At 69.3% G+C, this 26,468-nt stretch carries 33 protein-coding genes; 15 read left to right on the top strand and 18 right to left on the bottom strand.

What is annotated here, in order from left to right; all coding sequences use genetic code 11:
- Window positions 1-66 precede the first annotated feature (66 nt).
- Genes DEJ13_RS04540 through DEJ13_RS04525 form a run of 4 tightly spaced genes read left to right on the top strand, consistent with a single transcriptional unit; the run spans window position 67 to window position 2,002 of the window.
- Window positions 67-441 (top strand): BlaI/MecI/CopY family transcriptional regulator, encoded by a 375-nt coding sequence (locus DEJ13_RS04540; RefSeq protein ID WP_056123839.1) that lies wholly within the window; start codon window positions 67-69, stop codon window positions 439-441.
- A gap of 25 nt (window positions 442-466) precedes the next feature.
- Complete coding sequence (locus DEJ13_RS04535; RefSeq protein ID WP_111107283.1) at window positions 467-1,210, top strand: M56 family metallopeptidase; 744 nt, start codon at window positions 467-469, stop codon at window positions 1,208-1,210.
- A 55-nt stretch (window positions 1,211-1,265) separates the two neighbouring features.
- A complete protein-coding gene (locus DEJ13_RS04530) occupies window positions 1,266-1,748 on the top strand; it encodes an FBP domain-containing protein (protein ID WP_056122264.1) in 483 nt (160 codons plus the stop codon).
- Window positions 1,745-2,002, top strand: a complete 258-nt coding sequence (locus DEJ13_RS04525) for a hypothetical protein (protein WP_111107281.1) — start codon at window positions 1,745-1,747, stop codon at window positions 2,000-2,002. The genes DEJ13_RS04530 and DEJ13_RS04525 overlap by 4 nt, the downstream gene beginning before the upstream one ends.
- A 27-nt stretch (window positions 2,003-2,029) precedes the next feature.
- On the opposite strand, the gene DEJ13_RS04520 is transcribed toward DEJ13_RS04525, so the two are convergent.
- Complete coding sequence (locus DEJ13_RS04520) at window positions 2,030-2,911, bottom strand: LysR substrate-binding domain-containing protein (RefSeq protein WP_111107280.1); 882 nt, start codon at window positions 2,909-2,911, stop codon at window positions 2,030-2,032.
- 68 nt (window positions 2,912-2,979) lie between these two features.
- Between DEJ13_RS04520 and DEJ13_RS04515 the strand changes: the two genes are divergently transcribed.
- Window positions 2,980-3,462, top strand: a complete 483-nt coding sequence (locus tag DEJ13_RS04515; protein WP_111107279.1) for a GNAT family N-acetyltransferase — start codon at window positions 2,980-2,982, stop codon at window positions 3,460-3,462.
- A 50-nt stretch (window positions 3,463-3,512) separates the two neighbouring features.
- Here the strand turns inward: DEJ13_RS04515 and DEJ13_RS04510 are convergent, their stop codons facing one another.
- Genes DEJ13_RS04510 through DEJ13_RS04500 form a run of 3 tightly spaced genes read right to left on the bottom strand, consistent with a single transcriptional unit; the run spans window position 3,513 to window position 6,979 of the window.
- Complete coding sequence (locus DEJ13_RS04510) at window positions 3,513-4,046, bottom strand: DUF2087 domain-containing protein (protein ID WP_111107278.1); 534 nt, start codon at window positions 4,044-4,046, stop codon at window positions 3,513-3,515.
- Window positions 4,047-4,075: 29 nt separating this feature from the next.
- Window positions 4,076-5,200, bottom strand: a complete 1,125-nt coding sequence (locus DEJ13_RS04505) for an MFS transporter (protein WP_111107277.1) — start codon at window positions 5,198-5,200, stop codon at window positions 4,076-4,078.
- 6 nt (window positions 5,201-5,206) lie between these two features.
- Entirely contained in the window at window positions 5,207-6,979 is a 1,773-nt protein-coding gene (locus DEJ13_RS04500) for a YcaO-like family protein (RefSeq protein WP_111107276.1), read from the bottom strand.
- A 293-nt stretch (window positions 6,980-7,272) separates the two neighbouring features.
- Between DEJ13_RS04500 and DEJ13_RS04495 the strand changes: the two genes are divergently transcribed.
- Complete coding sequence (locus tag DEJ13_RS04495) at window positions 7,273-7,476, top strand: hypothetical protein (protein ID WP_146245259.1); 204 nt, start codon at window positions 7,273-7,275, stop codon at window positions 7,474-7,476.
- Between the two features lie 4 nt (window positions 7,477-7,480).
- On the opposite strand, the gene DEJ13_RS04490 is transcribed toward DEJ13_RS04495, so the two are convergent.
- Entirely contained in the window at window positions 7,481-8,668 is a 1,188-nt protein-coding gene (locus DEJ13_RS04490; protein ID WP_111107274.1) for a MalY/PatB family protein, read from the bottom strand.
- Window positions 8,669-8,778: 110 nt separating this feature from the next.
- Between DEJ13_RS04490 and DEJ13_RS04485 the strand changes: the two genes are divergently transcribed.
- Window positions 8,779-9,555: an isocitrate lyase/PEP mutase family protein gene (locus DEJ13_RS04485; protein ID WP_056122279.1), complete on the top strand. Its 777-nt coding sequence runs from the start codon at window positions 8,779-8,781 to the stop codon at window positions 9,553-9,555.
- Between the two features lie 337 nt (window positions 9,556-9,892).
- Entirely contained in the window at window positions 9,893-10,180 is a 288-nt protein-coding gene (locus DEJ13_RS04480) for a hypothetical protein (protein WP_056122284.1), read from the top strand.
- A gap of 114 nt (window positions 10,181-10,294) precedes the next feature.
- Here DEJ13_RS04480 and DEJ13_RS04475 read toward each other — a convergent pair whose 3' ends face one another.
- Window positions 10,295-10,624, bottom strand: coding sequence for a hypothetical protein (locus DEJ13_RS04475; RefSeq protein ID WP_111107273.1), 330 nt, complete (start codon window positions 10,622-10,624; stop codon window positions 10,295-10,297).
- 108 nt (window positions 10,625-10,732) lie between these two features.
- On the opposite strand from DEJ13_RS04475, the gene DEJ13_RS04470 reads away from it, so the two are divergent.
- A complete protein-coding gene (locus DEJ13_RS04470; protein ID WP_082518019.1) occupies window positions 10,733-11,197 on the top strand; it encodes a helix-turn-helix domain-containing protein in 465 nt (154 codons plus the stop codon).
- A gap of 9 nt (window positions 11,198-11,206) precedes the next feature.
- Window positions 11,207-11,590 (top strand): HepT-like ribonuclease domain-containing protein, encoded by a 384-nt coding sequence (locus tag DEJ13_RS04465; RefSeq protein ID WP_056122290.1) that lies wholly within the window; start codon window positions 11,207-11,209, stop codon window positions 11,588-11,590.
- Here DEJ13_RS04465 and DEJ13_RS04460 read toward each other — a convergent pair.
- Entirely contained in the window at window positions 11,574-11,840 is a 267-nt protein-coding gene (locus DEJ13_RS04460; RefSeq protein ID WP_111107272.1) for a helix-turn-helix transcriptional regulator, read from the bottom strand. The two genes, DEJ13_RS04465 and DEJ13_RS04460, sit on opposite strands and share 17 nt — an antisense overlap.
- A gap of 33 nt (window positions 11,841-11,873) precedes the next feature.
- Between DEJ13_RS04460 and map the strand changes: the two genes are divergently transcribed.
- Complete coding sequence (gene map, locus DEJ13_RS04455; protein WP_111107271.1) at window positions 11,874-12,644, top strand: type I methionyl aminopeptidase; 771 nt, start codon at window positions 11,874-11,876, stop codon at window positions 12,642-12,644.
- A gap of 3 nt (window positions 12,645-12,647) precedes the next feature.
- Here map and DEJ13_RS04450 read toward each other — a convergent pair whose 3' ends face one another.
- The 3 genes from DEJ13_RS04450 to ychF all read right to left on the bottom strand — a co-directional run bounded on the left by DEJ13_RS04450 (window position 12,648) and on the right by ychF (window position 15,147).
- Window positions 12,648-13,109, bottom strand: a complete 462-nt coding sequence (locus DEJ13_RS04450) for a DUF8821 family protein (protein WP_111107270.1) — start codon at window positions 13,107-13,109, stop codon at window positions 12,648-12,650.
- Between the two features lie 295 nt (window positions 13,110-13,404).
- Window positions 13,405-14,001 (bottom strand): LON peptidase substrate-binding domain-containing protein, encoded by a 597-nt coding sequence (locus DEJ13_RS04445; RefSeq protein ID WP_056123845.1) that lies wholly within the window; start codon window positions 13,999-14,001, stop codon window positions 13,405-13,407.
- Between the two features lie 72 nt (window positions 14,002-14,073).
- A complete protein-coding gene (gene ychF / locus DEJ13_RS04440) occupies window positions 14,074-15,147 on the bottom strand; it encodes a redox-regulated ATPase YchF (RefSeq protein ID WP_111107269.1) in 1,074 nt (357 codons plus the stop codon).
- Between the two features lie 134 nt (window positions 15,148-15,281).
- Here ychF and DEJ13_RS04435 point away from each other — a divergent pair, with 134 nt between their 5' ends.
- From DEJ13_RS04435 to DEJ13_RS04420, 4 genes are all read left to right on the top strand, one after another.
- Window positions 15,282-15,743, top strand: a complete 462-nt coding sequence (locus DEJ13_RS04435; protein ID WP_111107268.1) for a hypothetical protein — start codon at window positions 15,282-15,284, stop codon at window positions 15,741-15,743.
- Window positions 15,744-15,813: 70 nt separating this feature from the next.
- The gene (locus tag DEJ13_RS04430; RefSeq protein WP_056122307.1) at window positions 15,814-16,449 is read left to right on the top strand and encodes an exonuclease domain-containing protein; all 636 of its coding nucleotides are present in this window, start codon (window positions 15,814-15,816) and stop codon (window positions 16,447-16,449) included.
- A 38-nt stretch (window positions 16,450-16,487) separates the two neighbouring features.
- Window positions 16,488-16,946, top strand: a complete 459-nt coding sequence (locus DEJ13_RS04425; protein WP_111107267.1) for an SRPBCC family protein — start codon at window positions 16,488-16,490, stop codon at window positions 16,944-16,946.
- A 109-nt stretch (window positions 16,947-17,055) separates the two neighbouring features.
- Window positions 17,056-17,814 (top strand): GntR family transcriptional regulator, encoded by a 759-nt coding sequence (locus tag DEJ13_RS04420; protein ID WP_056122312.1) that lies wholly within the window; start codon window positions 17,056-17,058, stop codon window positions 17,812-17,814.
- 27 nt (window positions 17,815-17,841) lie between these two features.
- Here DEJ13_RS04420 and DEJ13_RS04415 read toward each other — a convergent pair whose 3' ends face one another.
- The 8 genes from DEJ13_RS04415 to iolB form a co-directional block, all read right to left on the bottom strand.
- Window positions 17,842-18,249, bottom strand: coding sequence for a tautomerase family protein (locus DEJ13_RS04415; protein WP_111107266.1), 408 nt, complete (start codon window positions 18,247-18,249; stop codon window positions 17,842-17,844).
- A gap of 128 nt (window positions 18,250-18,377) precedes the next feature.
- A complete protein-coding gene (locus DEJ13_RS04410) occupies window positions 18,378-19,589 on the bottom strand; it encodes a Gfo/Idh/MocA family protein (protein WP_111107265.1) in 1,212 nt (403 codons plus the stop codon).
- Complete coding sequence (locus DEJ13_RS04405) at window positions 19,586-20,746, bottom strand: transaldolase family protein (protein WP_258374124.1); 1,161 nt, start codon at window positions 20,744-20,746, stop codon at window positions 19,586-19,588. Before DEJ13_RS04405 ends, DEJ13_RS04410 begins: the two co-directional genes overlap by 4 nt.
- On the bottom strand, window positions 20,743-21,612 hold the full coding sequence (locus DEJ13_RS04400; protein ID WP_111107264.1) for a sugar phosphate isomerase/epimerase family protein: 870 nt from the start codon (window positions 21,610-21,612) through the stop codon (window positions 20,743-20,745). Before DEJ13_RS04400 ends, DEJ13_RS04405 begins: the two co-directional genes overlap by 4 nt.
- Before the next feature lie 3 nt (window positions 21,613-21,615).
- Complete coding sequence (locus tag DEJ13_RS04395) at window positions 21,616-22,668, bottom strand: Gfo/Idh/MocA family protein (RefSeq protein WP_111107263.1); 1,053 nt, start codon at window positions 22,666-22,668, stop codon at window positions 21,616-21,618.
- A 37-nt stretch (window positions 22,669-22,705) separates the two neighbouring features.
- Window positions 22,706-23,629 carry a sugar phosphate isomerase/epimerase family protein gene (locus DEJ13_RS04390; protein ID WP_111107262.1) on the bottom strand — a complete coding sequence of 308 codons (924 nt, stop codon included), beginning with the start codon at window positions 23,627-23,629 and terminating at the stop codon, window positions 22,706-22,708.
- Between the two features lie 37 nt (window positions 23,630-23,666).
- The gene (iolD, locus tag DEJ13_RS04385) at window positions 23,667-25,547 is read right to left on the bottom strand and encodes a 3D-(3,5/4)-trihydroxycyclohexane-1,2-dione acylhydrolase (decyclizing) (RefSeq protein ID WP_181437069.1); all 1,881 of its coding nucleotides are present in this window, start codon (window positions 25,545-25,547) and stop codon (window positions 23,667-23,669) included.
- 14 nt (window positions 25,548-25,561) lie between these two features.
- The gene (gene iolB / locus DEJ13_RS04380; RefSeq protein ID WP_111107260.1) at window positions 25,562-26,464 is read right to left on the bottom strand and encodes a 5-deoxy-glucuronate isomerase; all 903 of its coding nucleotides are present in this window, start codon (window positions 26,462-26,464) and stop codon (window positions 25,562-25,564) included.
- Window positions 26,465-26,468: the final 4 nt, after the last annotated feature.

Below are 26,468 nucleotides of genomic sequence, written 5' to 3'. Positions count from 1 at the left end.
GCATGTGACGGATCTCGGCGAGGACGCACGGGTCCCGGGCCTTCGACATCTCGTAGAGTGACCTCTGTGGCAGGACAACGGCAGCGCCCCCGCGGGCAGCTCGAACAGGCGGTGCTCGACGCGCTCTGGTCGGCGGACGGCGGGCTCACCGCGCGCCAGGTCCTCGACGCCTTCCCGGAGCCCCGCCCGGCGCTCACGACGGTGCTGACCGTCCTCGACCGTCTCGGCCGCAAGGGCACCGTCGAACGCGAGCAGCACGCCGACGCCCCGCTGACGTTCCGCGCCACGCACTCGCGTGAGGAACAGACCGCGTCGCTCATGTCGAACGCCCTCGCCGCGTCGTCCGACCGCGAGGCAGCGCTCCTGCAGTTCACGGGTTCGCTGGCGTCCGACGACCTGCAGGCACTGCGCCGCGCGCTCGACGCCCGCGCCCGCTCCTGACGGCTCGACGACGGGAGCGGACAGCGTGGTGGTCACCGGGATCGTCCTGGTCGTCCTCGCGCTGGTCGTCGTCGTGGTGGCGCCGCGCGTCCTGACCCGGTCCGCGTGGACGATCGACCGTCCGCGGACGGCGCTGGTCGCCTGGTCGCTCGCGGTCCTGCTCGGCGCGGTCGGCTTCGTGGTGGGCGTGGGGTTCGTCGCGTTGGCCGACCGTCCCCTCACCGACCCGTTCGCGATCGGCGACTCCCCCACGCACGGCCTGAACGTCGGCGTCGCGGTGCTCGCGGTCATCGCGTTCGTGATCGCCGTCCGGGTCCGGCCCGGCTCCGAGCACCGGGCCGTCCGGGACGCGATGCGTTCCGGCAGCGCGCCGCACCGCGAGATCGACGGCACGCTGGTGGCGGTCGTCGAGGCCGACCACGCACTCGCCTGCGCGGTCCCCGGACGCAGCGGCGGGGTGCTCGTCAGCTCCGGTCTGGCAGACCGGTTGCGCACCGACGAACTGGAGGCCGTGGTCGCCCACGAACGCGCGCACCTGCGACAGCACCACACGGCCGTCGTCGCCGTCGCCGAGTCCATCGAGCGTGCGGTCCCGTGGATCCCGGGCGCGCGCGCCATGGCGCGTTCGACCCGCGTGCTCGTCGAGTTCGCGGCCGACGACGCGGCCGCGCGCCGCGTCGGGCGGGATGCGGTGCGGCGAGCCGTGCTGACGGCGGACGCGACGAGTGCGCTCGCGGTGATCCGGGCCTCCCGGCTGTCCACCGACTGAGCCCACCGGCGGGGTGAGGACACGTGTCGGGGCCGAGGCATATGGTGTTGTCACCGTGAAGCCACTGACCGAAGCAGACATCCGTTCGTCGTTCGTGAACGCCAGCCCGGACGAACTCGCCCAGCTCCCGATCCCCGGACTGCACGAGATGCTCTGGGACGACCGCGAGTTCCTCGGCTGGCGCGACCCGCAGGCGGCCCGTCGCGGCTACATCGTGTCCTGGATCGACGACCGCGCCGTCGGCATCGTGGTCCGGTCCGCCGGCGGCTCCCTGCGACCGGGCATCGCCGCGATGTGCTCGTTCTGCCACTCCCCGCAGCCGGCCACGCAGGTGCGCCTGTTCTCGGCGCCACGCGCTGGTGAGTCCGGGCGGAACGGCAACACGATCGGCACGTACATCTGCGAGGACCTCGGCTGCCCGCTCCTGATCCGCACCGCCCCTCCGCACCTGAACCCGCCGGCGACGATCGCCATGCGCGGGACGGCGCTGCTGCAGCGGGTGCAGAACTTCACGGCCGACATCATGAAGTCGGCGTGACCGGACGCTTCGCGACCGCACGCTGGGTCGTCGTCGAGGACCTCGGCGAGGGCCGCTGGCGCATGGCCGTCACCGACGAGGCGGACGACGAGCTCGGCTCGTTCGGCCTGGGCGTCGAGGGACCGTGGGACCCCGACGTCGAGCCGCAAGTGACGTTCGTGCTCACCCAGGTCGGTCTGGCGTTGCGCGGGTCGCGGCCGTGGCGGGACGACGAGCTCGGCGCGCACCGGGCGCCGGTGCTGCCGCTCCGCTGAGACCGGCCGACGGGCTTCGGCTCCGGCTCAGTCCGCTCCGGCGATGAACGCGCGCAGGACCGGGCGGTCGTCGTCCACGCGGGTCGCCCAGCACAGCTCGCTCTCGTGTGAGCCGGTCAGCGGCAGCAGCACGACCGTGTCCGGAGCCGCGAGCGTCGCACTCGCCGGCGCCACCGTGACCCCGAGACCCGCCCCGACCAGGTGCAGGACGGTCGCCCAGGTCGTCGCCTCCTGCACGACCACGGGTCGCCGTCCGCCGGACAGCACCGGTGCGAGGTTCCGCTCGGTCGCCAGCGCCCCGGCCTCGGCGGGGAAGAACACGAACGGGTCGTCGACGAGCTCGCTGCCGGCGATCGACGGTCGGTCGGCGAATCGGTGACCCCGTGGGACCGCCGCGACGAAGCGCTCACTGCGGAACGGGGTGAGCCGCACACCGTCCGTCGGGTCGGGGTCGCGCACGACGGCCAGGTCCAGCTCCCCGCGGACGACCCGGGCGAGCAGCCGCGACGTGTAGCCCTCGGTGAGCTCGACGCGGACGAGCGGGTGGCGCTCCCGGAAGCGCTGCACACGCTCGATCGGGCCGAGCGGCAGCGCGGAGACGACGAACCCGACGTCGAGCCGCCCGACCTCGCCGCGACCGACCCGTACCGCCTCGTCGAGGTCACGCTCGGCCTGGGCCAGCAGCGAGCGCGCCCGCCCCTGCAGCACCCGGCCGGCGGGCGTCAGGGCGACACTGCGGGACGTCCGGACGAACAGGTCGACCCCGAGGGCCCGCTCCGTGCGTCGGATCTGCTGCGAGAGCGCAGGCTGCGCCATGTGCAGTCGCTCGGCCGCGCGCCCGAAGTGCAGCGCGTCGGCGACGGCCAGGAACGCGCGGAGCTGCCGGAGGTCCACGTCGAGATGATCCATGCACGCAGCGTATCGATGAGCGTGAACGAGTATTGGACGTGACTCCCCCGCCACCACAGGATGGGGGCATGCCCGACACCGCCTCCGTCACCATCGCCGACCTCGCCTCCCCCGCCGACGCCGAGGCCTTCCGCACGCTCAACGAGGCGTGGATCTCCCGCTTCTTCACGCTCGAGGACGAGGACCGCAAGCTCCTCGGCGACCCGGTCGGGCAGATCATCGAGCCCGGCGGCGCCGTGTTCGTCGCCCGCCTCGGGGACGACGTCGTCGGCTGTGTCGGCATCGCACCCGAGGGTGACGGGGTCTTCGAGCTGGTGAAGATGGCCGTCGCGCCGGACCACCAGGGGCACGGCACCGGACGACGTCTGATCCGCGCCGCCGTCGACCGTGCACGGGAGCTCGGTGCGCACCGGGTCACGCTGGAGACGAACGCCACGTTGGCCAGCGCGGTGCACCTGTACGAGACGTCGGGCTTCCGGCACCTCGGCCCCGAGGAACGGCACCCCAGCCCCTACGTGCGGGCCGACGTCGCGATGGTGCTCGACCTCTGACCGAGGCCGAGGCCCCCATGCAGCCCCGATCCGCCGGGGCTGCCTTCCTGTCATCCGTGATCGCGGCGTCGACGTGTTTCCGTCTGCTTCAGCCAGTAGTCGCTCCCACTCCTGGATCGCTCGACGATCGCGAGGTCCACGAGACCTCGGCGGAGCAGTGCCACATCGGCATGGAGCGCCGAGAGTCGTTCGTTCATCTGGCGCTCGGAGATGATCTCACCCGCGCGCAGCACCTGCCCGGCGACCCACCTCAGAAGCTCCTCGCGTGCTGACGGGGTCGCCGGGAACTGAACGATGCGTCCGTGGCGCAGGAAACGATCGACCCCGTCCTTCCTGACGACCGACTGAGACGCGAGCACGGCAGAGAACACCTCGGCCACGGCCGTGCAGGTGTCATTCTCCTGAGCGATGAGATTCGCCCTCACGAGGATGCCGAGGCTCCTGCGAGTGCGTGCCGCGGTCCGTCCAGTCTGACCGTTCAGCGGTTGCACGCCGAGGACCACCTGCGCGTAGACAGCACGTACTTCCTCATTGGCCAGGGCGGCGAAGACAGTCCGCCAATCAGTTGCGGGGAGTTCACGCATCTTCAGTACCTCTCGACGACTTCAACCGCTCAGTTCTCCATACTCATCACGCCCGGTGGATGACGGGTGACAGCCGCGACGGACGCGTAGAGCACACAGGAGATGGCTACTGCCGCCCCGAAGCCGAGGACCTGACCGGTCCAGGCCACGACCGGGGCGACGATCGCCACGACCAACGAGTCGAACAGCGACACGATCGAGCCTGCCGTTGCCCGGATGTCATCCGTGACAGACGCATGGAACACTCCGGAAACGAGCACGAGTAGCAGCGTGTGGAGAAGTACGTGTAGGAAGAAGCTTGCAGCGACGGCCCAAGGGGCATCGGACACCCCGAAGAGTGCCGCGGCGACGACATTCGCGATCGTCACCCGAGGGATGTGCGCCGTCCGGAGGCTCAGCCTGCCCATCAACAGTGGACTCGCGACTTTTGCGGTATTCATGAGCAAGAAGCCAAAGACCAGGAACGCGAGGGATACCATGTCGAACTTCAATTGCCAGAGAAGAAAGGGAGCCACAGCGCTGGCGTTCACGAGGACAAGGGCAATGGTCGATCGCTTTCGAGCAATTGCGCATACGTCACGTGCGTAAGCTGGCCAAGGAGTCCGCACATTACTCGTCTTCGTGTCAGAGAAGCCGAAGATGATCAGGCCAGCGGTCAAACAGAACACGACGGCCACGAGCCAGATGTCCCGAGGGGCCACGACGTACACGGCACTGCCGACAAGCCCGCCCGCCACACTCGCCGCAGCACTGAAGTACGTGATCCTGCCGAAGGCTCGCGACAGGCGATCGGGTTGCGAGGACTGAACTTGCTTCATCACCAGGGCATTCGAGGTTCCGCTCGAAGCTGCCACACCGAACCCCGCGATGACCTGCGCAAGCAGAAGCGAATCTGGGCCGAGGTCAAGGAAAAAGAGCAGGAAGGCGATCACGCGCAGAGCATTTCCGACCTGAAGTGCCAACTTGTTCGAGTACCGATCGAAGAGGACCGCGAACGGGAGTTCCGCAGCTGACACCGCAACGTTGAAAGCGGCCGTCATGAGACCGACGAAGGCCAGAGCGTACCCGACCGTTTGAAAGTACACGATGTCGACGACACCGAAACTCGCAACCCCAGCTGCGGACAGAACGATGAAGAGGTATGCGCGCTTCACTGTGCCCTACATGAACAGCGAACCGCTGTAGTTCACCGTGCTCGGCGCCTGATCAACAATCTCCGCGAAACGCGCAATCCGATCGTTGTTCATGAAGTAGGTGCCGTCCATCACCGAGATTGAGGACATGGCGGCGCGCACCACCGCAAAGTTCTGGGTTTCCGCGATGACGATCCGGTACACGCCCAGTTCTTGCCGGACCGCTGCGGCAACTATGTGCTTGAACAGGCTCTGCGCGTCAGGGAAATGCCAAGGAGCTTCCTCAGTCATCACGGTTGTCTCCCGGAAGAAGTTCGGGAAGACGCTGCGGGACTGACCTGTGTACCACAGTCTCCGCATGTCGGTCGCGCATTCCTCAACCGCTTGCCCACTGGACAGCGACTCCAACATCTGGATGCACTCTGTGAACGCACGCCGAACACTGCTCCCCAAGGAATCGGTCGCTCCTGTACCACGGGCTGTCGACGCTGCTTCTCCGCCGTCGGAGTCGTACGTCACTTGGACAACTGGCAGATCAAATGGGCTTTGGAGCAGCTGGACTCGAAACGAGCCTCCGTAGGATCGCATCGCGCTGATGATGTCCGCTGGCACCAAAGACCACGGAACGGCTTGCGGGTTCGCCCCAGTCCGGGAGTAGTACCAGAACGCGTCCCGTTCGATCAACTCGAGCAACGCCTGCAAGGTCGCGTCCTGCCGGGTTGCACCGCACGCTGCACCGTTGGTGCTGCCAGCAGAGATGACTGAGGCACCCGTGGGCGGCAGGTACGGGCAGAACATGAGGTTGGCCGGAAACCACGTCGCCTGCTCGTTCACGAGGTCGTCGGCGAGAAACCACTCGATTGGCAAGTCGTCGCGGTACTGCTCGATCCCCGGGGTGTTGTCCCGGGCCGGAAACCCGAAGTCGGACAGCAAGTCGACGACAGTGGGACCGAGTTCGTCTCGCGCTGCCACCATCCCCCGACGGCGGAACGGGCGCGCGGTGAAGTAACGCTCGAGCCCCTCTCCGACACAGCTCGCCAGGCTCTGTTCAACGAGCCACCCCTTGCCGCCCGCAACCTCGTGTTCGGCCGGGTCGTCGGCCATGATGATCGGGCCGTTGACGAGCGAGCACGCACGGGATTGCTCGACAACGACCGGATTGCCGATCAGCGCTGCGAATCCCACCGTCGCCCGATTCCTACTGACGAAGACTTCGGGAGGAATCACTCGGAAGCCCGCTGTCGTGATGATCTGCTGCTCCGCGGCCGAGCTCATCGATGGAGCATTCCAGACCCGCGCATCGTCGAACTCACGTTCGATGTCGGAGCAGACCGAGCAGAACGGTACGGGCGCGATCACCGACCAGTTCTGAGGGTCGTACGCTTCCGTCACGGCGATCGCAACCCCGTAGCGACTATGCATCGCTTTCACGAGGTCCTGAGCGAACTGAAGGTCGAATGCAGTCGATGCGAGCCCGTCGTAGAAATGCTCAATTCCGTGCTGACGGGACTGCAAGCACCTGGGGCATCCGCTCAGCCAGGACTTCTCGATGAGGCCGACGGTCGCAAGACCGCTCATCGATCTGACGGTGAGAACGACATCCTTGAGCCCATGGTGCGCCATCGCCCGGTTCACGTCTGTCTCCTCAACCGGCAGGTCGAGGTCCTCCTCGATCGGCTCAAGCGCAATGTTGAGTTCGGCGAGGATGTCGCGGATTGCTTCCTCTGTCGTTTGGTCCATCAATGCTCTTGCCCCCTTGCTGAGCGGGCGCGCCGCGCGGCGCGCCCGCTTGAACTTCATCTCCGAATCACTGCGATGGGCCGTAGCTGTTCTTGGCCTGACGGCCGGCGAACACGGCGTTGCTCTTCGGTGCCAGAAGGCTCGACTTCATGGAGGTCCCCTTTCCCTTCGTTGCGCGAGTTCTTCCCGCCCCGTCAGTCTGGAGAACTCCATTTAGAATGTCAACACTTCGTATATTAGAATCACAACTGCTTGGATTCGTGCTGGTCGACCGGGCACATGCTCGTGCCAATGAACCGCGATCACGGACGTCCAACATGGCTGCACGTCGTGGCGAACGCTACGATCGCGGCATGGCGACGCACGAGGTCCAGGCCGTCCGCGAACAGGGCATGTGGCAGGTGTTCATCGACGGGTTCCTGGTGACCGAGGTCCCGCGGTGGTCGTCCGTCGCCTTCGTCGCCCGCGAGTGGGTCGCGATGACCGAGGAACTGCCGTCCAGCGAGGTACACGTGCACGTCCGCGTGGTCGGCAAGAACCACTACATCGACGGCTGACCCGTCAGACCGTGTGCCAGACCAGGGCCTCCTGCGCCCCTGACGGGTAGGCGGCGGCGATCCGCAGCACTGCCTCGCGCAGGGTGTCCGGCGAACACGCCAGGTTGATCCGCGCGAAGCCACGCCCCTCGGTGCCGAAGGGCATGCCCGAGTTCAGGGCGACGTACGCGTGCTCACGGAGCTGCACGGCCGGGTCGTCCCCCAGCCCGAGCCCGCGGAAGTCCAGCCACGCCAGGTACCCGGCACGCGGCCTGGCGTAGACCACCCCGGGCAGGTGCTCGGCGAGCAGCTTCGCGAGCAGCCGGTCGTTCGCCACGATCCGGTCGATGACGTCGTCGAGCCACTCGACCGCCAGCGAGAACGCCGCCAGGTTGGCGTGCAGCCCGAGGATGCTCGTCCGACAGGCGACCTCGTCCCACAGGGTGTCGAGGAGCTCGGCGGTGCGGGCGTCACCGGCGACGATCACCGAGCACTTGACCCCGGCGAGGTTCCAGCCCTTGCTCGCCGACGTCACGCAGACGCTGCGTGCACCAAGCGGCTCGGCGATCGCGGCGAACGGGGTGAACTGCACACCGGGGTGCGTCAGCGGCGCGTGGATCTCGTCCGAGACGACCAGCACGTCGTACCGCGCGGCGAGCACTGCCAGCGCCTCGAGGTCGGCTCGGTCGTGCACGAGCCCGATCGGGTTGTGCGGGTTGCAGAGCAGGAACACGCGCACCCCGTCGGCAAAAACCCGCTCCAGGCCGGCGAGGTCGAGCCGGTAGACGCCCCACCGCTCGGTGAGGGGGACCTCTTCCACCTGACATCGGGCCTCGTCGATCAGCTCGAAGAACGGCGGGTACACCGGCGGCGTGATCGCGACCCGCCCGCCGTCCGGCAGCGCGAGTCGGAGCGTCTCGACGATCCCCACGCTGACGTCGGTCGCCAGGTGCACGCGCGCCGGGTCGAGCTCCCAGCCCCACCGGTCGGCGGCGAACCGGGCGAACGCCGGCGCGAGCGGACCCGGACCGTCCAGGTACCCGAGGTCCGACTGCTGCACCCGCTCCACCAGCGCCTGTCGGATCTCGGGCGCGACCTCGTGGTCCATCTCGGCGACGAACAGGGGCAGCACGTCCGGCGCGTAGCGCGTCCACTTGATGCTGGTGCGGACCCCACGGAGCGTGCCGACCGGGTCTTGCTCGTCGTGCGCCATGCGTCCCAGGATGCACCGCAGTGGAGGCCCGGTGCGAGTCCGCACGTCATCTCGCGTCGTCTCCGGACCAGCTGGGGCGAGCGACACGACCCCGGCATACTGTCGATGCCATGAGCACCAGCACCGCCGACAAGGCGTCAGCCCTCAAGGACCTGCACGAAGCCCCCGAGATCCTGCGTGTCGTGAACGTCTGGGACGCGATCAGCGCCAAGACCGTCGCAGCCCTGCCCGAGACCCGCGCGATCGCCACCGCCGGACACTCCATCGCCGCGTCGTACGGGTACGAGGACGGCGGCATGTCCCTCGACCTGGCGCTGCAGGGCGCGCGGGTCGTGGCCGAGGCCGTCGACCTGCCCGTCACCGCCGACCTCGACGACGGGTACGAGGACCCGGCCGAGACCATCCGCCGCGCGATCGGCTTCGGCATCGTCGGCGCGAACGTCGAGGACCGCCTGCGGCCCTTCGACGAGGCCGTCGCCCGTGTCGCCGCCATCATGGAGGCAGCAGAACAGGAAGGCGTCGCGTTCCAGCTCAACGCCCGCACGGACGCCATCGCGCGGGGCGGCGACCGTCCGCTCGACGAGAGCATCGCCGACGCGATCGCCCGCGGCAAGGCCTTCCTCGACGCGGGTGCCCCGCTCGTGTTCGTCCCGGGAGCGATCCAGCGCGACGTCGTGGAACGGCTCGTCGAGGGTCTCGGTCGCGGCAAGCTCAGCGTCATCGGTCTCCCCGGAGCCCTGCCCGCCGCCGAGTACCAGGAGCTCGGCGTCGCCCGCATCTCCTACGGCCCGCTCACCCAGCGCGTCGCGCTGCGCGCGCTGCGTGACCTGGCCACCGACCTCTACGGCGGTGGTGTCGTGCCGGAGGACACGCCGGCCCTGAACTGACGTCCGAGACGGACGGGAGGCCCGTGGCGGCATCGCCACGGGCCTCCCGTCTGCCGCCCTCCGGACCTGTCCTGGACTCCGGCCCGGCTTTCATGTACCGTTCTTCCTTGGTGCATTGCAGCGAACCCATCTGACTCGCGCACACCGAACCGTCCCGGCCCGATTCACCCGAGTCGCATTCCCACGGGACCACCGCTCCGCCGCACGTCCACTTGTTGGGCCAGGCCGAGCAGCACGTCGATCTCCGACGTGCACACCACCGCAACAGCGACCGATGTGACTGAGACGTCCACCGGACCGCACCGCGGCAGGACAGCAGACCAGGAAGAACAGCACCATGACCAGCAACGAACGCATCACCATCTCCGGGACCGCCACGTCGGCTCCCGTCATCACCCCCGACCGCATCGCGGAGTTCCCCGTCCGCGACGATCGCACCCAGCGCGAGTTCCTCGTGCGCGTGCCCGTCGACACGCTCGACGTCTTCGTCACCCCCGGCACCCGTGTCGCGGTGGACGGCGAGGCCGGCTGGACCGTCCCCGGGCGGCCCTGGCTCGGCGAGTCGAGCCGGACCCTCCTGCAGGCGGTCACCATCCGCCGCTCGGAGCTCGCGCTCGCAGCCTGACCCGGCGAGCCGTCCTCGCACCGCGAGACGCCGCTGCACACACGAGACGCCGCCCGGCTGGGCGGCGTCTCGTCGTTCGTGCGGCGTCTCGTCGTGCGTGCGGCTTGCGCCTGGTCAGGGGCCGTCGGCGCCGGCGAACGGCGTGCGACCGTCGGCGTTGAGCGGGCGATCCGGTCCCGCCAGCGCAGCAGCGTCACGGAGCCGCCGGATGAACTCCGGGTCCTCGATGTCGAGCTCGTCGTCGGGCGCCGGCGTCAGCACGAGTTCGCTCGCCGGTCCGACCAGCACCGTCGCTGTCTCGACCGATCCGTCCGAGCCGACCGTCGGGACATGGACCGTGTCCGTCTTCCCGTTCGCACCGAGCACAGCCGCATAGTCAGCGAGCGCTTCGGCGATGCGGTCACCCGTCATGATGACGCTGCCGTCGTAGTTGATGTACTTCACGTTCCACCTCCGCCGTTGACGCTAGAGATCGTCGATGCGTGCACCCCCAGGGGCGGCGTTCCGTGGCTGAGGGCGCGCAGGTATAGTCGAGGGCTATGGGAGGTGCCCGTGCTGCTCGACCGGTCGAATGAGCTCATCCGCGCTGCCCGCGAAGACGTCGGCATGTCCCAGACGGAACTCGCGCGCGCAGCCGGCATGCAACAACCGACGATCTCGGCCTACGAGAGCGGCCGCAAGCAGCCTCGGGCCGAGTCCTTGGCCCGCGTCCTGGCCGCTGCCCGGATGCGGCCGAGCATCCCGCTCGCGCTCCGTGCAGACGCCATCCGGGCCGCTGCTGACGACTTCCACCTGTCGAACGTCCGGGTGTTCGGGTCAGCCGTCCGCGGCGAGGACACCGAGCACAGTGACATCGATCTGCTGGTGACGGTCGGCGCCGACGCATCGTTGTTCGACCTCGGCGGTTTCGCGGACGCCGTCGAACAGATGACGGGCTTCGCGGTGGACCTGCTGACGGACGACCAGGTACAGGACGACCACTTCGCCCATGTGCTCGAGCAGGCGGTGCCGCTGTGAGGCAGTGCCGTGGAGCGTGAGTCGTTCACCCCGAGGCCCCGTGTCGACCCGACGGCCAAGGACGGTGGTGTCGATCGTTGGCCGGCGCTCGAGTCTGGCCTGCTCGACCTGCTCTCGGAGTGCTCGCAGATCGTCGAACTCGGTCGCGATGCATTCGGACAGCCTCGCAGCCTGACGTACCGTGCAGCCGAAGCGGTCGTCATCCACTTCGACGATCTGCTCGGGCGGCTCCCCGCAGACCGCATCGCTCGGCTGCCGTCCGACCTGTCGCTGGCGGCCGTCCGTCGGACCCGGAACATCCTGTCGCACGACTACCGCGCGGCCCGGAAGGACATCGTGTGGGACGTCATCGAGCAGCGGATCCCGCAGGTGATCGTCACGCTGATCGGCTGACCGGCGTCTCCGCGCAGATCTCGGACCACACCGCGTCGAGCGAGAGGCCGAGCACGCCGGCGATGGCGGCGATCGTGGGGAACGCCGGCGTCGCGACCCGCCCGGTCTCGATCTTGCGGAGGGTCTCCGGGGAGACGCCGGCCTGCAGCGCGATCGCGAGCATCGACCGCTCGCCTCGTGCGCGGCGGAGCAGCGCGCCGAGTCGCCGCCCGCGTTCGAGGTCGGCTGGGGTGAGCGGGAGACGGACCATGGTGCCGACAACAATACCGGTACAGTTGTCGGCATGATCGAGATCTTCGCCCCATCCGAACTCCCCCGTGCTCGTGCGGTCGGCGCCCTCGTGGGACACATCCTGCACACGCTGCAGGGACGCGTCCGGGTCGGGACGAACCTGCTCGAGATCGACGCGTGGACGAAGGCGATGATCCTCGATGCCGGTGCCGAGTCCTGCTACGTCGACTACGCACCGTCCTTCGGCCGAGGGCCGTTCGCGCACTACATCTGCACCTCGGTCAACGACGCGGTGCTGCACGGGCTCCCTCGCGACCAGGTGCTGCGCGACGGCGACCTGCTGACGCTCGACCTGGCCGTCTCGCTCGACGGCGTCGTCGCGGACTCCGCGGTGAGCTTCGTCGTCGGCACGGGTGCCGACCCGTCCGACCTGGCGATGATCGAGACGACCGAGCGCGCCCTGGCCGCCGGCATCGCCGCCGCGGTGCCCGGTTCGAAGATCGGCGACCTGTCCCACGCGATCGGATCGGTCCTGCAGGACGCCGGCTACCCGATCAACCTGCAGTTCGGCGGACACGGGGTCGGCTCCACGATGCACGGCGACCCGCACATCGCGAACGACGGCCGAGCCGGGCGCGGCTACACGCTCCGGCCGGGACTGCTGCTGGCGCTGGAGCCCTGGGTCATGGCCGACACCGACGAGCTCGTCACGGACGACGATGGATGGACGCTGCGGAGTGCCACCGGGGCACGCACCGCGCACAGCGAGCACACCATCGCCATCACCGAGGACGGCGCCGAGGTCCTGACACTGCGGGGCTGAGTGTCAGTACTGACCCTTGACGACGAAGTACGACCCGCGGATCTCCCCCGCCAGCTTCGACCGCTGCCGGGCGAACTTGAACGAGCTGAGCTCCTCGGGGACCTCCATCCCCATCGAGAGTTTGAACCCGACCGCACGTTTGCCGCCGTCCTCGATCGCGTACATCACGTTGATGGCCAGGCCGGACTCGTAGAAGACGTAGGCCATGCGCAGCCCGCCGACCTCGAAGGCCGACACCTCGAGCGCGGGCGACCCGATCACGATGTCCCGCTCGTCCTTGAGCACCTTCTCGATGTACGCCAGGACCTCGGGGGCTTCGTCAACCGTGCTGGTGACGAACACGTGGTCGTACTTGTTCTTGTAGTACCGGGCCTCGTTGGCGCGGAGACCGGCAAGGGCGTCGGCGACCGGCGAGGTCTCGAGGCCCGTGGTGGAGACGTCGACGAAGTCCACGGTGTACGTCATGGCGTCACCGTACCGCTGCGGACGGCAGTTGCAGATGCGCGGTGACGAATCCGGTCCGCGGACGCCGAGCGCAGCGAACCGGATTCGTCAGAACGCAGAACGAACTTCCGTAGGGGACGACGGAGCGGTCTCCGGCTCCTGACACCGGGACAGCCCTCGTTGTTGCAGCGGAACTCCACCGAGTTCCGACCATCCGAAGCATGACCTTTGCATGTCCATGCGAAGCAGAGACACCTGGGCCGACCAGCATGAGTTGCCGCGGAACCCCAGAGGTGGTGAACGGTGGTGAGAAGCCTCACTCGGCGGACCAGAGCTCCTCGGCCTCGAGGACCAGATCGATCAGTTGACGCAGGAGACCACCCAAGGTCGTCGACCTCAACAGGGTGTAATTGTCGTAATCACCCAGCGGGGCGATCGCCGCCAGTTGCCAGACGGCTGCGACTGGATCGTCCGACAGCTCGATGTCGTCATCCGACTGGGCCCCCGCGGCGCGAACGATCAAGCGGCGAACAGCTGCTTCTGCCTGGTCCCGCAGGGGTGCGAGCGTCTCGGACCATTCGAGATCCGGCAGGATCGAAAGCTCGGCCCGCGGGAACGGATCCTCGTCGACCCAACGTTCGACCGTGAACCGCCGGGTCCCCAGGCCGACGATGAACAGGTCGTCGGCGCCCGCGGCGGCGCTCACGAGACGCGCCATCGTCCCGACCGAGGCGCGCTGGTCGCCACCCCCGGCTTCTGATCCGCGCTCGATGAGGACGACGCCGAACTCGGGTTCATCCTCGTCGAGCAAGCGGCCGACCAGCGTGAGATACCGAGGCTCGAAGATCCGCAGCTGGATGGGCACGAATGGGAACAGCACTGATCCCAGCGGGAACATCGGTGAGACGGCCATAACCCAGTGAAGCACCGACGACAAAAAGTTCACAGGTGCCCAGAGAGCGCTCGTGCACACCGCGAAGAACGCCTAGTTGTTGAAGCGGAACTCCACGACGTCGCCGTCCTGCATGACGTAGTCCTTGCCCTCGATGCGGGCCTTGCCGGCGGAGCGAGCCTCGGCGATGGAGCCCGTCTCGATGAGGTCCTCGTACGAGATGACCTCGGCCTTGATGAAGCCCTTCTCGAAGTCGGTGTGGATCACGCCGGCAGCCTGAGGGGCCTTCCACCCCTTGCCGATCGTCCAGGCCCGCGACTCCTTGGGCCCGGCGGTCAGGTAGGTCTGGAGCCCGAGGGTGTCGAAACCGATGCGGGCGAGCTGGTCGAGCCCCGACTCGGTCTGGCCGGTGGACTCGAGCAGCTCGGCGGCGTCGGCCGGGTCGAGGTCGATGAGCTCGGACTCGACCTGGGCGTCGAGGAACACGGCCTGGGCCGGGGCGACGAGCGCGGAGAGCTCGTCCTTGCGGGACTGGTCGGTCAGGATCGCCTCGTCCACGTTGAACACGAAGATGAAGGGCTTGGCGCTGAGCAGCCCGAGCTCCTTGATCGGCTCGAGGTCGATCGAGGTCGCGGACAGCAGCGTGCCCTGCTCGAGCGCGGCGCGGGCTTCCTTCGCCGTCTCGAGGACGATCGGCTCGGCCTGCTTGAGCTTGAGCATCTTCTCGTAGCGCGGGAGCGCCTTGTCGATGGTCTCGATGTCAGCCAGGATCAGCTCGGTGTTGATGACCTCGAGGTCGTCCTTCGGGGAGACCTTGTTCGCGACGTGCACGACGTCGTCGTCGGCGAAGCCACGGACCACCTGGGCGATGGCGTCGGCCTCGCGGATGTTGGCCAGGAACTTGTTGCCCAGGCCCTCGCCCTCGCTGGCGCCCTTGACGATGCCGGCGATGTCGACGAACGACACCGGCGCGGGCACCGTCTTGTCGGAGTGGAACAGCTCGGCCAGCCGGTCGAGCCGCGCGTCCGGCAGGTTCACCACGCCGACGTTCGGCTCGATGGTGGCGAACGGGTAGTTCGCCGCCAGGACCTGGTTCTTGGTGAGGGCGTTGAACAGGGTCGACTTGCCGACGTTCGGGAGACCGACGATTCCGATGGTGAGAGCCACGGAAGAAGAGCCTACCGGCGGCTGCCCGCCGGAGCCGACCGGGCCTCCAGTCCGTCCGGAACCGCGCTGCTGGCACACAGGTCCGCGCCCGACGTGCCAGCCTGGTCGCGGGGACGAACGGACGGAGGACGGTCATGTGGTTCGAACGCGACGGGCTGGGGGTCCACTCGGTGGGACTCGACGCACGGGAGCAACGGCGGTACTTCGCCCCGGAGACGGTGACGGCGCTGGAGTCGCTGCCGCCGCGGGAGCTCGAGGCGCTGCACGACGCGCTGGCCGAGCTCGAGGCCGACGTCCTGGTGGAGTACGACCCGGACGACGCGGCGATCGACCACGCGGCGGAGGACCGCTGGCGGGCAGCGACCCCGCCGGCCGAGATGGCGTTCCCCGCGGTGACGGACGACTTCGCCCCGGCGTTCACGGCGCACGTGCAGCAGCTTGATCCGCGGTGGCGTCTGGACGCAGCGGCGGTGGCGTTCGAGCTGGTGGGGACGATCCTCGACCCGTGGTGGGCGGCGCAACGGGCACGGCGGGCGGCGACCTGGCGGACGACAGCCCGCCGTCGACGTGGGACGCGACGAGCCCGACGACGCTGACCGACCGGTCGCCTGACGCAACGCCGCAGTCGGTTCGAGCGATGTCGGAACCCCGTGCGACCATCGGAACGTGTCACTGGACTTCACCGCGATCGACTTCGAGACCGCCAACAGCTCGCCCGCAAGCGCCTGTTCCGTCGGCCTCGTCAAGGTCCGGTCGGGTCGGGTCGTCGAGCGGGCGTCGTGGTTCATCCGGCCGCCGTTCGGGCACGACGCCTTCCTCGAGTGGAACACACGCATCCACGGCATCGTCGCCGAGGACGTCGTCCGCGCCAAGACCTGGGAGCAGCAGTACCCGGACATCGTGGCGTTCGCCGCCGGTGACGTGCTGGTGGCGCACAACGCGCGGTTCGACATGGGCGTGATCGCGGGCGGGTGTTCGGCAACGGGCATCGAACTCGGCGAGCACCACTCCCTGTGCTCGCTGCAGGTCGCGCGCAAGACCTACACGCTCGACTCCTACCGGCTGCCGGTCGCCGCGATGGCCGCCGGTTTCGAGGGGTTCCAGCACCACGACGCAGCCGCTGACGCCGAGGCCTGCGCCGCCATCGTCGTGCACGCCGCCGGCCGGCACGACGCCGACACCGTCGAAGCGCTCGGCGCAGCCACCCGTGTGACGATCGACCCCGTGCGGGTGCGGGCCGAGAAGCCCCGTCCGGCGAACCAGGTGCGGCTGTCGAACCGCCCGATGATCTTCGCCGACTGACCCTCCCGCTGCGGACGCGCCGCCGCTACCCTCTGCCCATGGCCGAGACCAGCACGATCACCCGCGAGACCGTCATCGCCGCTCGCCCGGCGGAGATCGCGCCGTACCTGGCGGACTTCCACCGCTGGGTGCAGTGGTCTCCGTGGGAAGGCCAGGATCCGGCGCTGCAGCGCACGTACAGCGGCACACCCGGTGCGGTCGGGTCGTCCTACGCCTGGAAGGGGAACCGGAAAGCCGGCGCCGGCACCATGGAACTCACACGGACCGCTCCCACCGAGATCGACGTCGACCTGCGGTTCACGGCCCCGTTCCGCTCGACCAGCGCTGCCGCCTTCCGACTGCACGAGGTCGACAGCGGCACCCGGGTGGTCTGGACGATGACGAGCCCGACGAACCTGATGTCCCGGGTCATGGGTGTCTTCATCGACATGGACAAGCTCCTCGGGGGCGACTTCGACCGGGGACTCGCGAAGCTCAAGGCCGCCGTCGAGCACTGACGGGTGCAGCACCCGGCCGTGCCGAGGCCCGGTGGTATTGTCACGACAATGTCCGCGGCGCCGATGCCGCGTGCTCCCGTCTGCACCACGCACTCCCTGAAGGACCGCGATGACCAACGAAGGCCAGCTGCCGTCCGACCTGTTCATGGACCTGGACCGGTCGGGTCCGATGCCCCTGTACTTCCAGGTCGCCTCGCGCATCGAGGAGTCGATCCGCTCCGGCGCGATGCCCCCCGGCGCGCGGCTCGAGAACGAGATCGCCCTCGGGGAGCGCCTCGGCCTGTCGCGCCCCACGATCCGTCGAGCGATCCAGGACCTCGTCGACAAGGGGCTGCTGGTACGCCGTCGTGGCATCGGCACGCAGGTCGTCCACGGTCCCGTCACGCGCAAGGTCGAGCTCACGAGCCTGTACGACGACCTGGCGCAGGGGTCCCAGCAGCCTGCAACGAAGCTCCTGACCCGTGACGACGTCCCCGCGTCGGACATCGTCGCCGAGGCCCTCGGTGTCGATCCCGGCACGCTCGTCGCGCACATCCGCCGCGTGCGCTTCGCCGAGGACGTCCCGATGGCGATCCTCGAGAACTACCTGCCACCGGAGTTCCTCGAGATCACCGACGAGGACCTGCAGACGCACGGGCTGTACCAGCTGCTGCGCGGCCGGGGCGTCACGATGCGCGTGGCCAAGCAGCGGATCGGGGCCCGCGCGGTCACCGGTGACGAAGCCGGCCTGCTCGAGATCGAGGACGGCGACCCCGTCCTGACGATGAGCCGCACCGCGTACGACGCCTCGGGTCGAGCGGTCGAGTACGGCGTGCACTGCTACCGCCCCGACCGGTACTCGTTCGAGGTCACCCTCGTCGACAAGTGAGCCGGCAGCGGCCGGCTCGGGCCGCCGTCACGCCGAGGCGGGCACCCCGAGCTCGCCGGTGACGTACTGCGCCCGACCGAACCCGAAGGACCAGTCCTGGGGACCGTTCTCGACGTAGCCGATGAACACGTCCTCGGAGACGACCCCGGCCGCGGCCAGACGATCGTGGATCGCCCGGTACAGCTCCTGCTTGGCGTCGTCGCTGCGCCCGCGCTGCGTGAAGACCTGGATCATGACGACGCCCTCGGTGCGCTCGAAGCCCAGTCCGGCATCCTCGGCGATGATCTGCTGGGCCGGGTGCTCCGTGATGACCTGGAACCGGTCGCGGGGCGGGATGCCGTACACGTCGACGATGGCCGTGTGGATCGCGTCGGCGATCCCACGGACGGCTTCGGGGGTGCGGCCGGTGGTCAGGTCGATGCGGACGAGCGGCATGGTGCCTCCTGCGGTTCGGGACTTTGTCCTGACAAAGTACCACGGTCGGGTGGCCCGGTGATCGCGATGACGGACGGGAGGCCCGGTACCAGCTGGCACCGGGCCTCCCGTCCGTCGTGGCGGTGCGTCTAGATCACCGGGGTCGCCGCCGCGTAGGTGAGTGCTCCGTCGACCTGCGCGACGTCGTGCCAGGCGCCGTCCACGAGCGAGGCTTCAGCCGCCTCGACGATCGACGCGGCCGAGAGGCCGTCGGCGACCGACGGCGCGAGCTGCTCCCCGCGACGGACGCTCGCGATGAACTGCGCCGCCTCGATGGTCTTCAGGTCGTCGTAGCCCATCGCGGTGCCGGCTCCGGGCTGGAACCGCGCGAAGTCGCCGTCGCCGGGTGCGACGAAGTGCGTGACGTACCCGTCGACGTCCTGCCCGTCGAGGGCGACCTGCAGTTCGTTGAGGCGCTGGAAGTCCCAGCGCACCGAGCCGCGGGTGCCGTACACCTCGAACGTGTACTCGGCGTGCGGCCCGTGCATCACCCGACTGGAGTCCATCGTGCCGACGGCACCGTCGGCGAAGCGGAAGAGCAGGGCGGCGTAGTCCTCGTTCTCGACGGGCTTGCGCTCCCCCGTGGCGGCAGCAGACCGATCGACGATCCCGGCACCGGGTACCGGCCGGTCCGTGATCACGGTCTCGGCCAGGGCCGTGACGCTCGCGATCCGCCCCACGACGTACTGCGCCAGGTCGAGACCGTGTGAGAGCAGGTCGCCGAGCACGCCCGAGCCCGCGCGCTCGCGCTCGAAGCGCCAGGTCAGCGGTGCGTCGGGGTCGGAGGAGTAGTCCGCCAGGAGCGACCCGCGGACGTTCGTGATCCGGCCGAGTCGACCACTCCGGACGAGTTCGCGTGCGCGTTCGATCGCGGGGGCGTGCCGGTAGTTGAACCCGACGCTCGTGATGACCCCGGCGCGCTGGACGGCGTCGTGGATCGCACGCGAGTCGCTGGCGTACCGGCCCATCGGCTTCTCGATCCAGAACGGCTTGCCGGCTGCCGCCGCGGCGACCGCCATCTCGCGGTGCAGGAAGTTCGGCGAGCAGATCGAGACGACGTCGACCTCGGGGTCGGCGAGCACCTCGTGGTAGTCGGCGACGGCGCTCTCGTAGCCGAGACGGTCGACGGCCTGGTGGCGAGCCTCGGGAACGGGGTCGGCCGCCAGCACGAGCCGCGGCTGCACGCCGAGTTCCGGGAAGTGGTCGGGCAGCGCCCGGTACGCCCGCGAGTGCAGCCGCCCCATCCAGCCGACGGAGATCAGGCCGACGCCGATCGTCGTCGGGCCGCTCGTCGGGTTCATGCCGCCGGGATGAGCACGTCGCGGACCAGGGCGTCGAGCTGCGCGTCGGCGTCCAGGAACTGGCGCAGGGTCGTCACCGTGGCGCCGAACCGGTCGAACTCGTCGATCGTCATGCCGTCGACGTCGTACCCGCGGGCGAACTCGGGCGTCGCCGCACGCAGGGCGTCGAGCACGTGGGCGGGGACCTCGTCGTCGATGGCGTCCGGGCGGAACGGGACCGCGTTGTCGTTGATGTCCTCGGACCACTGGAACGGCGGGGAGACGACCAGGTCGCCGCCCTGGAACTCGGACCACTGCAGCGCGTTCCGGAACGCAGCGACGAGCACCCGCGAGCGGAACTCGCGCTGCTGGAAGACCCGGTACGCGTGCTTCACCGCGGCGACACCGGCCCACTCCAGGTACCCGGGGTCGATCAGCACGTGGTCGCGCTTGATGGCGGTCTTCAGCCAGTCGTCCAGGCGCCCGGCCATGAGCGTGACGACGTGGCCGAACTCCTGCTCGGGGAGTCCGTCGGCAGCACGTCGGTCGAGGGCACGCTCGATGGCCTCGCCCACGGCGACGACCTGGGCCACCGTGAACGACACCGTTGCGTTGATCGAGACCCCGCGGTAGGCGGCTTCCTCGATCGCGGCGATCCCGGTCTTCGTCGCGGGGATCTTCACGATGATGTTCGGCGCGAGGCCGGAGAACCGCACGGCCTGCTCGACCAGGGCGTCCTGGTCGCGGTGCAGGCGCGGATCGGTCTGCATCGACAGGCGGCCGTTGCGCCCGCCGGAGGCCTCGAACGCTGGCAGGAGCTGCGCGGCCGCCGCGATCGAGAGCTCCTCCACAGCCTTCCAGCCGATCCAGGACTCCCCCGCGGTCGGGTGCTCCGCCGCGATCTGCCGGATGCGCGGCACCCACGTGTCGGGGTCCTGCTTGATGCAGGTGTAGGCGATGACCGGGTTGCACGTGGCCCCGACGGCGCCGTACCGGTGGATGGCGGTGGACAGCTCGCGCGGGTCGGCGGAGTCGTTCCACAGGGCGGTCGGCGTCTGCTCGGCGGCCTGCAGCGTGACGGGACGGGGGTCGGTGGTCGCCGTCGCGGCGCGGGTGTCCGCCGTCGGTGCGGTTGCCGCGGTTGCCGCCGTGGGTGCGGTCGTGGGTGCCGTCGTCATCGATGCAGTCCCTTCGTGATCGTGTCGAGTTGCGCGCGGGAGACCTGGTCGGCGTTCTCGTCCTCGGCGAAGACACTCGACACCGCGACGGTGTCCGGGCGTGCCGAGAACCCGACGCGGTCGAGCGCTGCCCAGAACCGGTCGAAGTCGACGTCGCCCTGTCCGACCGGCAGATGCTGGTGGACGCGCACGGCGTTGCCCGGCGGGTTCGTGATGTAGCGGAGCCCGTGTGACCGGCGGTGGTCGAAGGCATCGGCCACGTGCACCAGCCCCAGGGAGTCCCCCGCGGCGTCGATGACGGCGTCCATGTCCCCGCCGTAGTGGAACGTGTGGCAGGCCACGTAGACGAACCCGACGTGCTTCGAGTTCAGGCCGCGGATGACCCGGAGTGCCTCGAGCCCGTCCTCGACGAAGTCGTCGGGATGCGGATCGATGAGCACGCGCAGGTCGGCGTCCTCGATGATCGGCAGGAGTTCCTCCATCGCCCAGTAGAACTGTGCTTCGGACTCCTCTGCGCGCTCGGGACGGCCGGAGAACTCGGTGTTGATGGTGTCGACGCCCAGGCGCTTGGTGATCTCGATCACCCGCTTCCACTGCTTGACCGCGGTCTCGCGGGTCTCGCGGTCCGGGCCCGACCAGCGCAGGACCGGCAGCACACTGGCCACCTGCACCCCGGCGTCCGCGCACGCGGCGGCGAACGCGTCGACCAGGTCGTCGTCGGCCTTGGGGTGCCGGAAGAACGGGATGAAGTCACGGTGCGGGGTCAGCTGCAGGTACTCGTACCCCAGGTCGGCCACCTTCTGCGGGAACTCGAGCAGCGACAGGTCGTGGTGGAACGGCGTGGGGTCGAGGGCGATCTTCGGCACGGGCTACGCCCCCTGCGGCGCCGTGTCGGCGGTGTCGTAGAACGCCGGCTTCGCCGTGGCGTAGGTGACCGTCTCGAGTGCGCCGGTCTGCTGCGCGCGGACCGCGACCTCGGCCACGACCGACGCCGTGTAACCGTCCCAGGCGCTGGGGCCGTCGATGCCACCGCTGCGCGCGGCGTTCACCCAGCGCTGGACCTCTTCGTCGTAGGCGGCCCCGAAGCGCTCGACGAAGGACGGCGTGACGCCTTGTCCGGAGACGCCCTGCGACACGAGGTTGAGCGACGTCTCACGCCCGATGTAGGCGACGCCGGACTCGAACACGGCATCGGTCGTCACCTGGTACCCGAACTGCGCGTTCACGTTGATCTCGACGATCGCCATGGTGCCGGACTGGGTGGTGAACAGGACGAACTGCGGCTCGGGCAGGTCCGCCGGCGCCAGGGAGTTCCGGCGCGGCTTCTTCACCTCGACGCTCGTGATCGCCTCGCCCGTGATGAACGGGATGATGTCGATCTCGTGGATCACCGAGTCGTGGATGAGCATCGACTCGCTGAAGTTCGGCGGCGTGGTCGGGTTGCGGTGCGCGTGGTGCAGCGCGAGCAGTGCCCCGTTGGCGCCGGACTGCCGCAGGGCGCGGAGCTCCTGGTAGCCCTTGTCGAACCGACGCATGAACCCGACCTGGATCTTCGGCCGGTCCGACGAGGACTGTTCGAGCTCGATGATCCGCAGCGAGTCCTCGGCGCTCGTCGTGAGCGGCTTCTCGCACAGCACGGCCAGACCGCGCTCGATCGCCGGCACCAGGACCGGCTCGTGCAGGAAGCCCGGCGTGGCCACGATGACCGCGTCGATCTCGGTGCTGTCGAGTGCGTCCTCGAACGACGCGGCGGTGATCGCGCCCGGTGCGTTCCCGGCGGCGGCGGTCGCACGCGCGGTGTCAGGGTCGACGATCGCGACGACGTCGGCGCCGGCGATGGTCGCGGTGATGCGACGGATGTGGTCGCTGCCCATGGCGCCCGCGCCGACGACGGCGACGCGGAGGTTGTCAGTGGTGCTCATGCTGTGCTCCTGCAGTGGTGTGGTGGATCGCGGTGCGTCAGGACGCGCGAGCGGCCGAGGTCGAGCCGAGGATGTGCTGGAACGTGCGCTCGGCGATCGGCCCGGGTGCGTCGACGGAGCAGCCGTACATGTCCTGTTCGACGATGCCGAAGACGTCGGGGTTGATCCGGGCGACGGCCTCGATGACCGGGGCGAGTTCCGGGGTGCCGTTCGGCGGCTCGGTCATGATGCCCTGGGCCACGGCGGTGGCGAACGGCACGTCGTTCTTCAGGACGTCGAACAGCAGGTCGGTGTCGACCTGCTTGAGGTGCAGGTAGCCGATGCGGTCGGGGTGCTCCGCGATCAGCTTGAGGTTGTCGCCGCCGTAGTAGGCGAAGTGCCCGGTGTCGAGGCACAGGTTCGTGTACTGCGGGTCCGTGACGGACAGGAACCGCACGGTCTCCTTGTACGTGCCCACGTGGCTGTCGGCGTGGGTGTGGAACTGCTGGTGGACGCCGAACTCCTCGAGCAGCGCCTTGCCCAGCTGGTCGTGCCCCTTGCCCAGACGCTGCCACTGGTCGTCGTCGAGCGTGCGCGGTTCCAGGACCGCTTCGGTGGCGTCGGAACGCCACAGGTCGGGGATCGTGACCAGGTGCTCGGCGCCGAGCGCTGCTGCCAGCCCGGCGACCGCGACGGCCTGGTCCCAGGCACGCTGGAACTGGTCGTCGCCCTTGTGGAACCCGGTGAACACCGTGCCGGCGGACAGCTGCAGCCCGCGCGACTCGAGCTCGTCGGACAGCTGTGCCGGGTCGGTCGGCAGGTACCCGTAGGGGCCGAGCTCGATCCACTGGTACCCGGCGGCGCTGGCCTCGTCGAGGAAGCGCTGCCACGGCACCTGCTTCGGGTCGTCGGCGAACCATACGCCCCACGAGTCAGGGGCGGTGCCGATGCGGATCGAGGCGGCGTTGGCGGTGTCGGTCATGACGGCGTCGTCTTCCTTCTGTGCGGGGCGGTGTGGATCAACCGAGCAGGGGCCGCTGGGCGGCGACCTGCTGCTCGTACGCGGATCGGGCCTGCTGGGTGCTCGGCAGCGTCGAGGTCTGTGCGACGGGCACGTCCCACCACCCGTTGCCGTCCGGTGCGTACACGAGCGGGTCGGAGTTGACGTGGACGAGGGTGGTGTGGTCGTTCGCCTTCGCCTGGCGCACTGCGGCCTTGAGGCCCTGGATGGCGTCCGGACCGGGCTGGACCTCGATGACGTCGACACCGTACGACCGGGCGTTCGCCGCCAGGTCGACGGGCAGCGGGTCCCCGTTCTCGAACGACTGCGTCTCGTCCAGGTAGCGGTACCGCGTGCCGTAGCGCTCGGACCCGACGGTCTCGGACAGGTGCCCGATCGAGGCGTACCCGTGGTTCTGGATGAGCACGACGATGATCTTGATCCCCTCGGCCACCGCCGTGACGAGTTCGGTGTGCAGCATCAGGTACGAGCCATCGCCGACCATCACGATCGCGTCGCGGTCCGGAGCGGCTCGACGGACTCCGATCCCGCCGGCGATCTCGTAGCCCATGCACGAGAACGCGTACTCGACGTGGTACCCGAGCTCGTCGCGCACGCGCCAGAGCTTGTGCAGGTCCCCGGGCAACGACCCGGCTGCCTGGATCACGACGTCGCGCGGGTCCGTGACGGACTGCACCGCGCCGATGATCTCCGTCTGGCCCGGCAGGGCATTGCCCGACGGGGCGAACGCGGCGTCGACGACGGCGTCCCAGTCCCGCTTGCGTGTCGCGACCTCGTCGGCGTACCCGGCGTCCACCGAGTACGACGCGAGCTCCTCGTGCAGCGCGACCAGCGACTCCCGCGCATCCGCGACCAGCGGCAGCTGCGAGCCGTGCTTGTACGCGTCGAACGCGGCGACGTTGACGTTGACGAACGTGACGTCCGGGTCCTGGAAGGCGGTGCGTGACGCCGTCGTGAAGTCGCTGTACCGCGTACCGATCCCGATCACGACGTCGGCCTGTGCGGCGATCGCGTTGGCCGCGGCGGTCCCGGTCGCACCGATGCCGCCGAGGTACTGCGGGTGGTCCCACACGAGTGACCCGCCGCCGGCCTGCGAGGTGCCGACGGGGATGCCGGTCGCCTCGACGAACGCGGCGAGCTCGGCCGCGGCGTCGGAGTACAGCACGCCACCGCCGGCAACGACCACGGGACGGGATGCGCCACGGATCGCGGCGACGGCTCGCGCCAGCGGGCCGCGTTCGGGCAGCGGTCGGCGGATGTGCCAGTCGCGCGGCTGCAGGAAGGCGACCGGGACGTCGAACTGTTCGGCCTGCACGTCCTCGGGCAGCGCGATCGTGACCGCACCCGTCTCGGCGGGGTCGGTCAGGACCCGCATCGCGGCGAGCGCGATCGAGAAGAGCTGCTCGGGGCGTTCGACCCGGTCGAAGTAGCGCGAGAGCGGGCGGAACGCGTCCGTGACCTGGAGTGAGGTGTCGTGCGGCATCTCGATCTGCTGCAGCACCGGATCGGTCGTGCGGGTGGCGAAGGTGTCCGACGGCAGCAGCAGCGCGGGCAGCCGGTTCGTCGTGGCGAGTGCCGCCGCCGTCAGCATGTTGGCCGCGCCGGGACCGACCGACGCCGTGGCGGCGAAGGTCGCGCGACGACGGTGCATCCGCGCGAACGCCACGGCCTGGTGCACCATGGCCTGCTCGTTGCGGGCCTGGTGGTAGGGCAGCAGGCCCGGCTGTTCGACGTGGAGCTGCTTGATGGCCTGGCCCACGCCGGCGACGTTGCCGTGCCCGAAGATGCCGAAGATCCCCGGGATGGTGCGTTCGCGGACGTCACCGTCGACGGTCCACTGGTTCGCCAGGAACTCGACCAGGGCCTGGCCGACGGTCATGCGGCGCGTCTCGGTCACGCGTTCTTCCTTCCGTAGGGCAGGCGCGGGTCGATGTCTTCCGACTCCCAGACCTGCCGGACCCAGCCGTGCGCAGGGTCGTCGGTGATGTTCCAGACGCGCTCCGGGTCGGGCCCGGCCATCACGTTGAGGTAGTACATGTCGTAGCCCGGGGCGGCCACGGCGGGACCGTGCCAGCCGTACGGCACCAGCGCGATGTCGCCGGTGCGGACCTGGCGGAACTCGTCGATCGGGCGGTCGTCCGAGGCGTACGTGCGGTGCAGCGCGAACGGCTCGGCGGTGTCGGGAGCGTCGACACCACGGGCCACGGCGGACTCGTAGTAGTAGATCTCCTCGAGGTCGGACTCGTGGCCCGGCACGGTCGTGTCGTGCTTGTGCGGCGGGTACGACGACCAGTTGCCCGCCGGCGTGATGACCTCGCACACGATCGCCTTCACCGCATCGAGCGCGGCCGGGGTGCCGAAGTTGTGCACCTGACGGCTGGACTGTCCGGCGCCGCGGAGCTCGACCGGCACGTCCTGGCGCGCGATGTACGTGCTCGCCTTGACCTGGTCGGTCGGGACCTCGGCTACGGCGATCCGACCGGAGCCGGTGATCGTGGCCGACGAACCGGAGCCCAGGTAGAGCACGTCGGTCGGGCCGTCGAAGACGCTCGCGCGACCCTCGAGCGACTGCGACCCCGTGCCCGCACTGCCGGCGAAGGCGACGTGGAAGCTGCCGGCGAGGGGCACGACGATGCGCTCGACCGCCGCCGAGGCCAGGCGGAGTTCGCCGCCGTCCGTGACGGTGCCCGTGCGCAGACCGGTGTGCGTCCAGCCGTCGATGCGGTCGTCGACCACGTCGGTCCAGCCGTCTTCGGACCGGCTCCCCCGGGGGATGAACCAGGTGTCGTTCGTCATGCCG

The organism is Curtobacterium sp. MCLR17_007, assembly GCF_003234655.2.
In the GTDB taxonomy this organism is placed as follows: Bacteria; Actinomycetota; Actinomycetes; order Actinomycetales; family Microbacteriaceae; genus Curtobacterium.
This window is presented reverse-complemented; position numbering and strand designations above follow the sequence as displayed.

Coding starts and splice junctions, on each gene's coding strand:
- DEJ13_RS04390 (WP_111107262.1), bottom strand. CDS start 23,629: ATGACCGACACCGCCAACGCCGCCTCGATCCGCATCGGCACCGCCCCT.
- DEJ13_RS04445 (WP_056123845.1), bottom strand. CDS start 14,001: ATGGCCGTCTCACCGATGTTCCCGCTGGGATCAGTGCTGTTCCCATTC.
- map (WP_111107271.1), top strand. CDS start 11,874: ATGATCGAGATCTTCGCCCCATCCGAACTCCCCCGTGCTCGTGCGGTC.
- DEJ13_RS04405 (WP_258374124.1), bottom strand. CDS start 20,746: ATGACGACGGCACCCACGACCGCACCCACGGCGGCAACCGCGGCAACC.
- DEJ13_RS04425 (WP_111107267.1), top strand. CDS start 16,488: ATGGCCGAGACCAGCACGATCACCCGCGAGACCGTCATCGCCGCTCGC.
- DEJ13_RS04395 (WP_111107263.1), bottom strand. CDS start 22,668: ATGAGCACCACTGACAACCTCCGCGTCGCCGTCGTCGGCGCGGGCGCC.
- DEJ13_RS04490 (WP_111107274.1), bottom strand. CDS start 8,668: ATGGCGCACGACGAGCAAGACCCGGTCGGCACGCTCCGTGGGGTCCGC.
- DEJ13_RS04495 (WP_146245259.1), top strand. CDS start 7,273: ATGGCGACGCACGAGGTCCAGGCCGTCCGCGAACAGGGCATGTGGCAG.
- DEJ13_RS04435 (WP_111107268.1), top strand. CDS start 15,282: ATGTGGTTCGAACGCGACGGGCTGGGGGTCCACTCGGTGGGACTCGAC.
- iolB (WP_111107260.1), bottom strand. CDS start 26,464: ATGACGAACGACACCTGGTTCATCCCCCGGGGGAGCCGGTCCGAAGAC.
- DEJ13_RS04485 (WP_056122279.1), top strand. CDS start 8,779: ATGAGCACCAGCACCGCCGACAAGGCGTCAGCCCTCAAGGACCTGCAC.
- DEJ13_RS04450 (WP_111107270.1), bottom strand. CDS start 13,109: ATGACGTACACCGTGGACTTCGTCGACGTCTCCACCACGGGCCTCGAG.
- DEJ13_RS04420 (WP_056122312.1), top strand. CDS start 17,056: ATGACCAACGAAGGCCAGCTGCCGTCCGACCTGTTCATGGACCTGGAC.
- DEJ13_RS04520 (WP_111107280.1), bottom strand. CDS start 2,911: ATGGATCATCTCGACGTGGACCTCCGGCAGCTCCGCGCGTTCCTGGCC.
- iolD (WP_181437069.1), bottom strand. CDS start 25,547: ATGACCGTCGGCCAGGCCCTGGTCGAGTTCCTGGCGAACCAGTGGACC.
- DEJ13_RS04500 (WP_111107276.1), bottom strand. CDS start 6,979: ATGAAGTTCAAGCGGGCGCGCCGCGCGGCGCGCCCGCTCAGCAAGGGG.
- DEJ13_RS04510 (WP_111107278.1), bottom strand. CDS start 4,046: ATGCGTGAACTCCCCGCAACTGATTGGCGGACTGTCTTCGCCGCCCTG.
- DEJ13_RS04460 (WP_111107272.1), bottom strand. CDS start 11,840: ATGGTCCGTCTCCCGCTCACCCCAGCCGACCTCGAACGCGGGCGGCGA.
- DEJ13_RS04480 (WP_056122284.1), top strand. CDS start 9,893: ATGACCAGCAACGAACGCATCACCATCTCCGGGACCGCCACGTCGGCT.
- DEJ13_RS04410 (WP_111107265.1), bottom strand. CDS start 19,589: ATGAACCCGACGAGCGGCCCGACGACGATCGGCGTCGGCCTGATCTCC.
- DEJ13_RS04415 (WP_111107266.1), bottom strand. CDS start 18,249: ATGCCGCTCGTCCGCATCGACCTGACCACCGGCCGCACCCCCGAAGCC.
- DEJ13_RS04515 (WP_111107279.1), top strand. CDS start 2,980: ATGCCCGACACCGCCTCCGTCACCATCGCCGACCTCGCCTCCCCCGCC.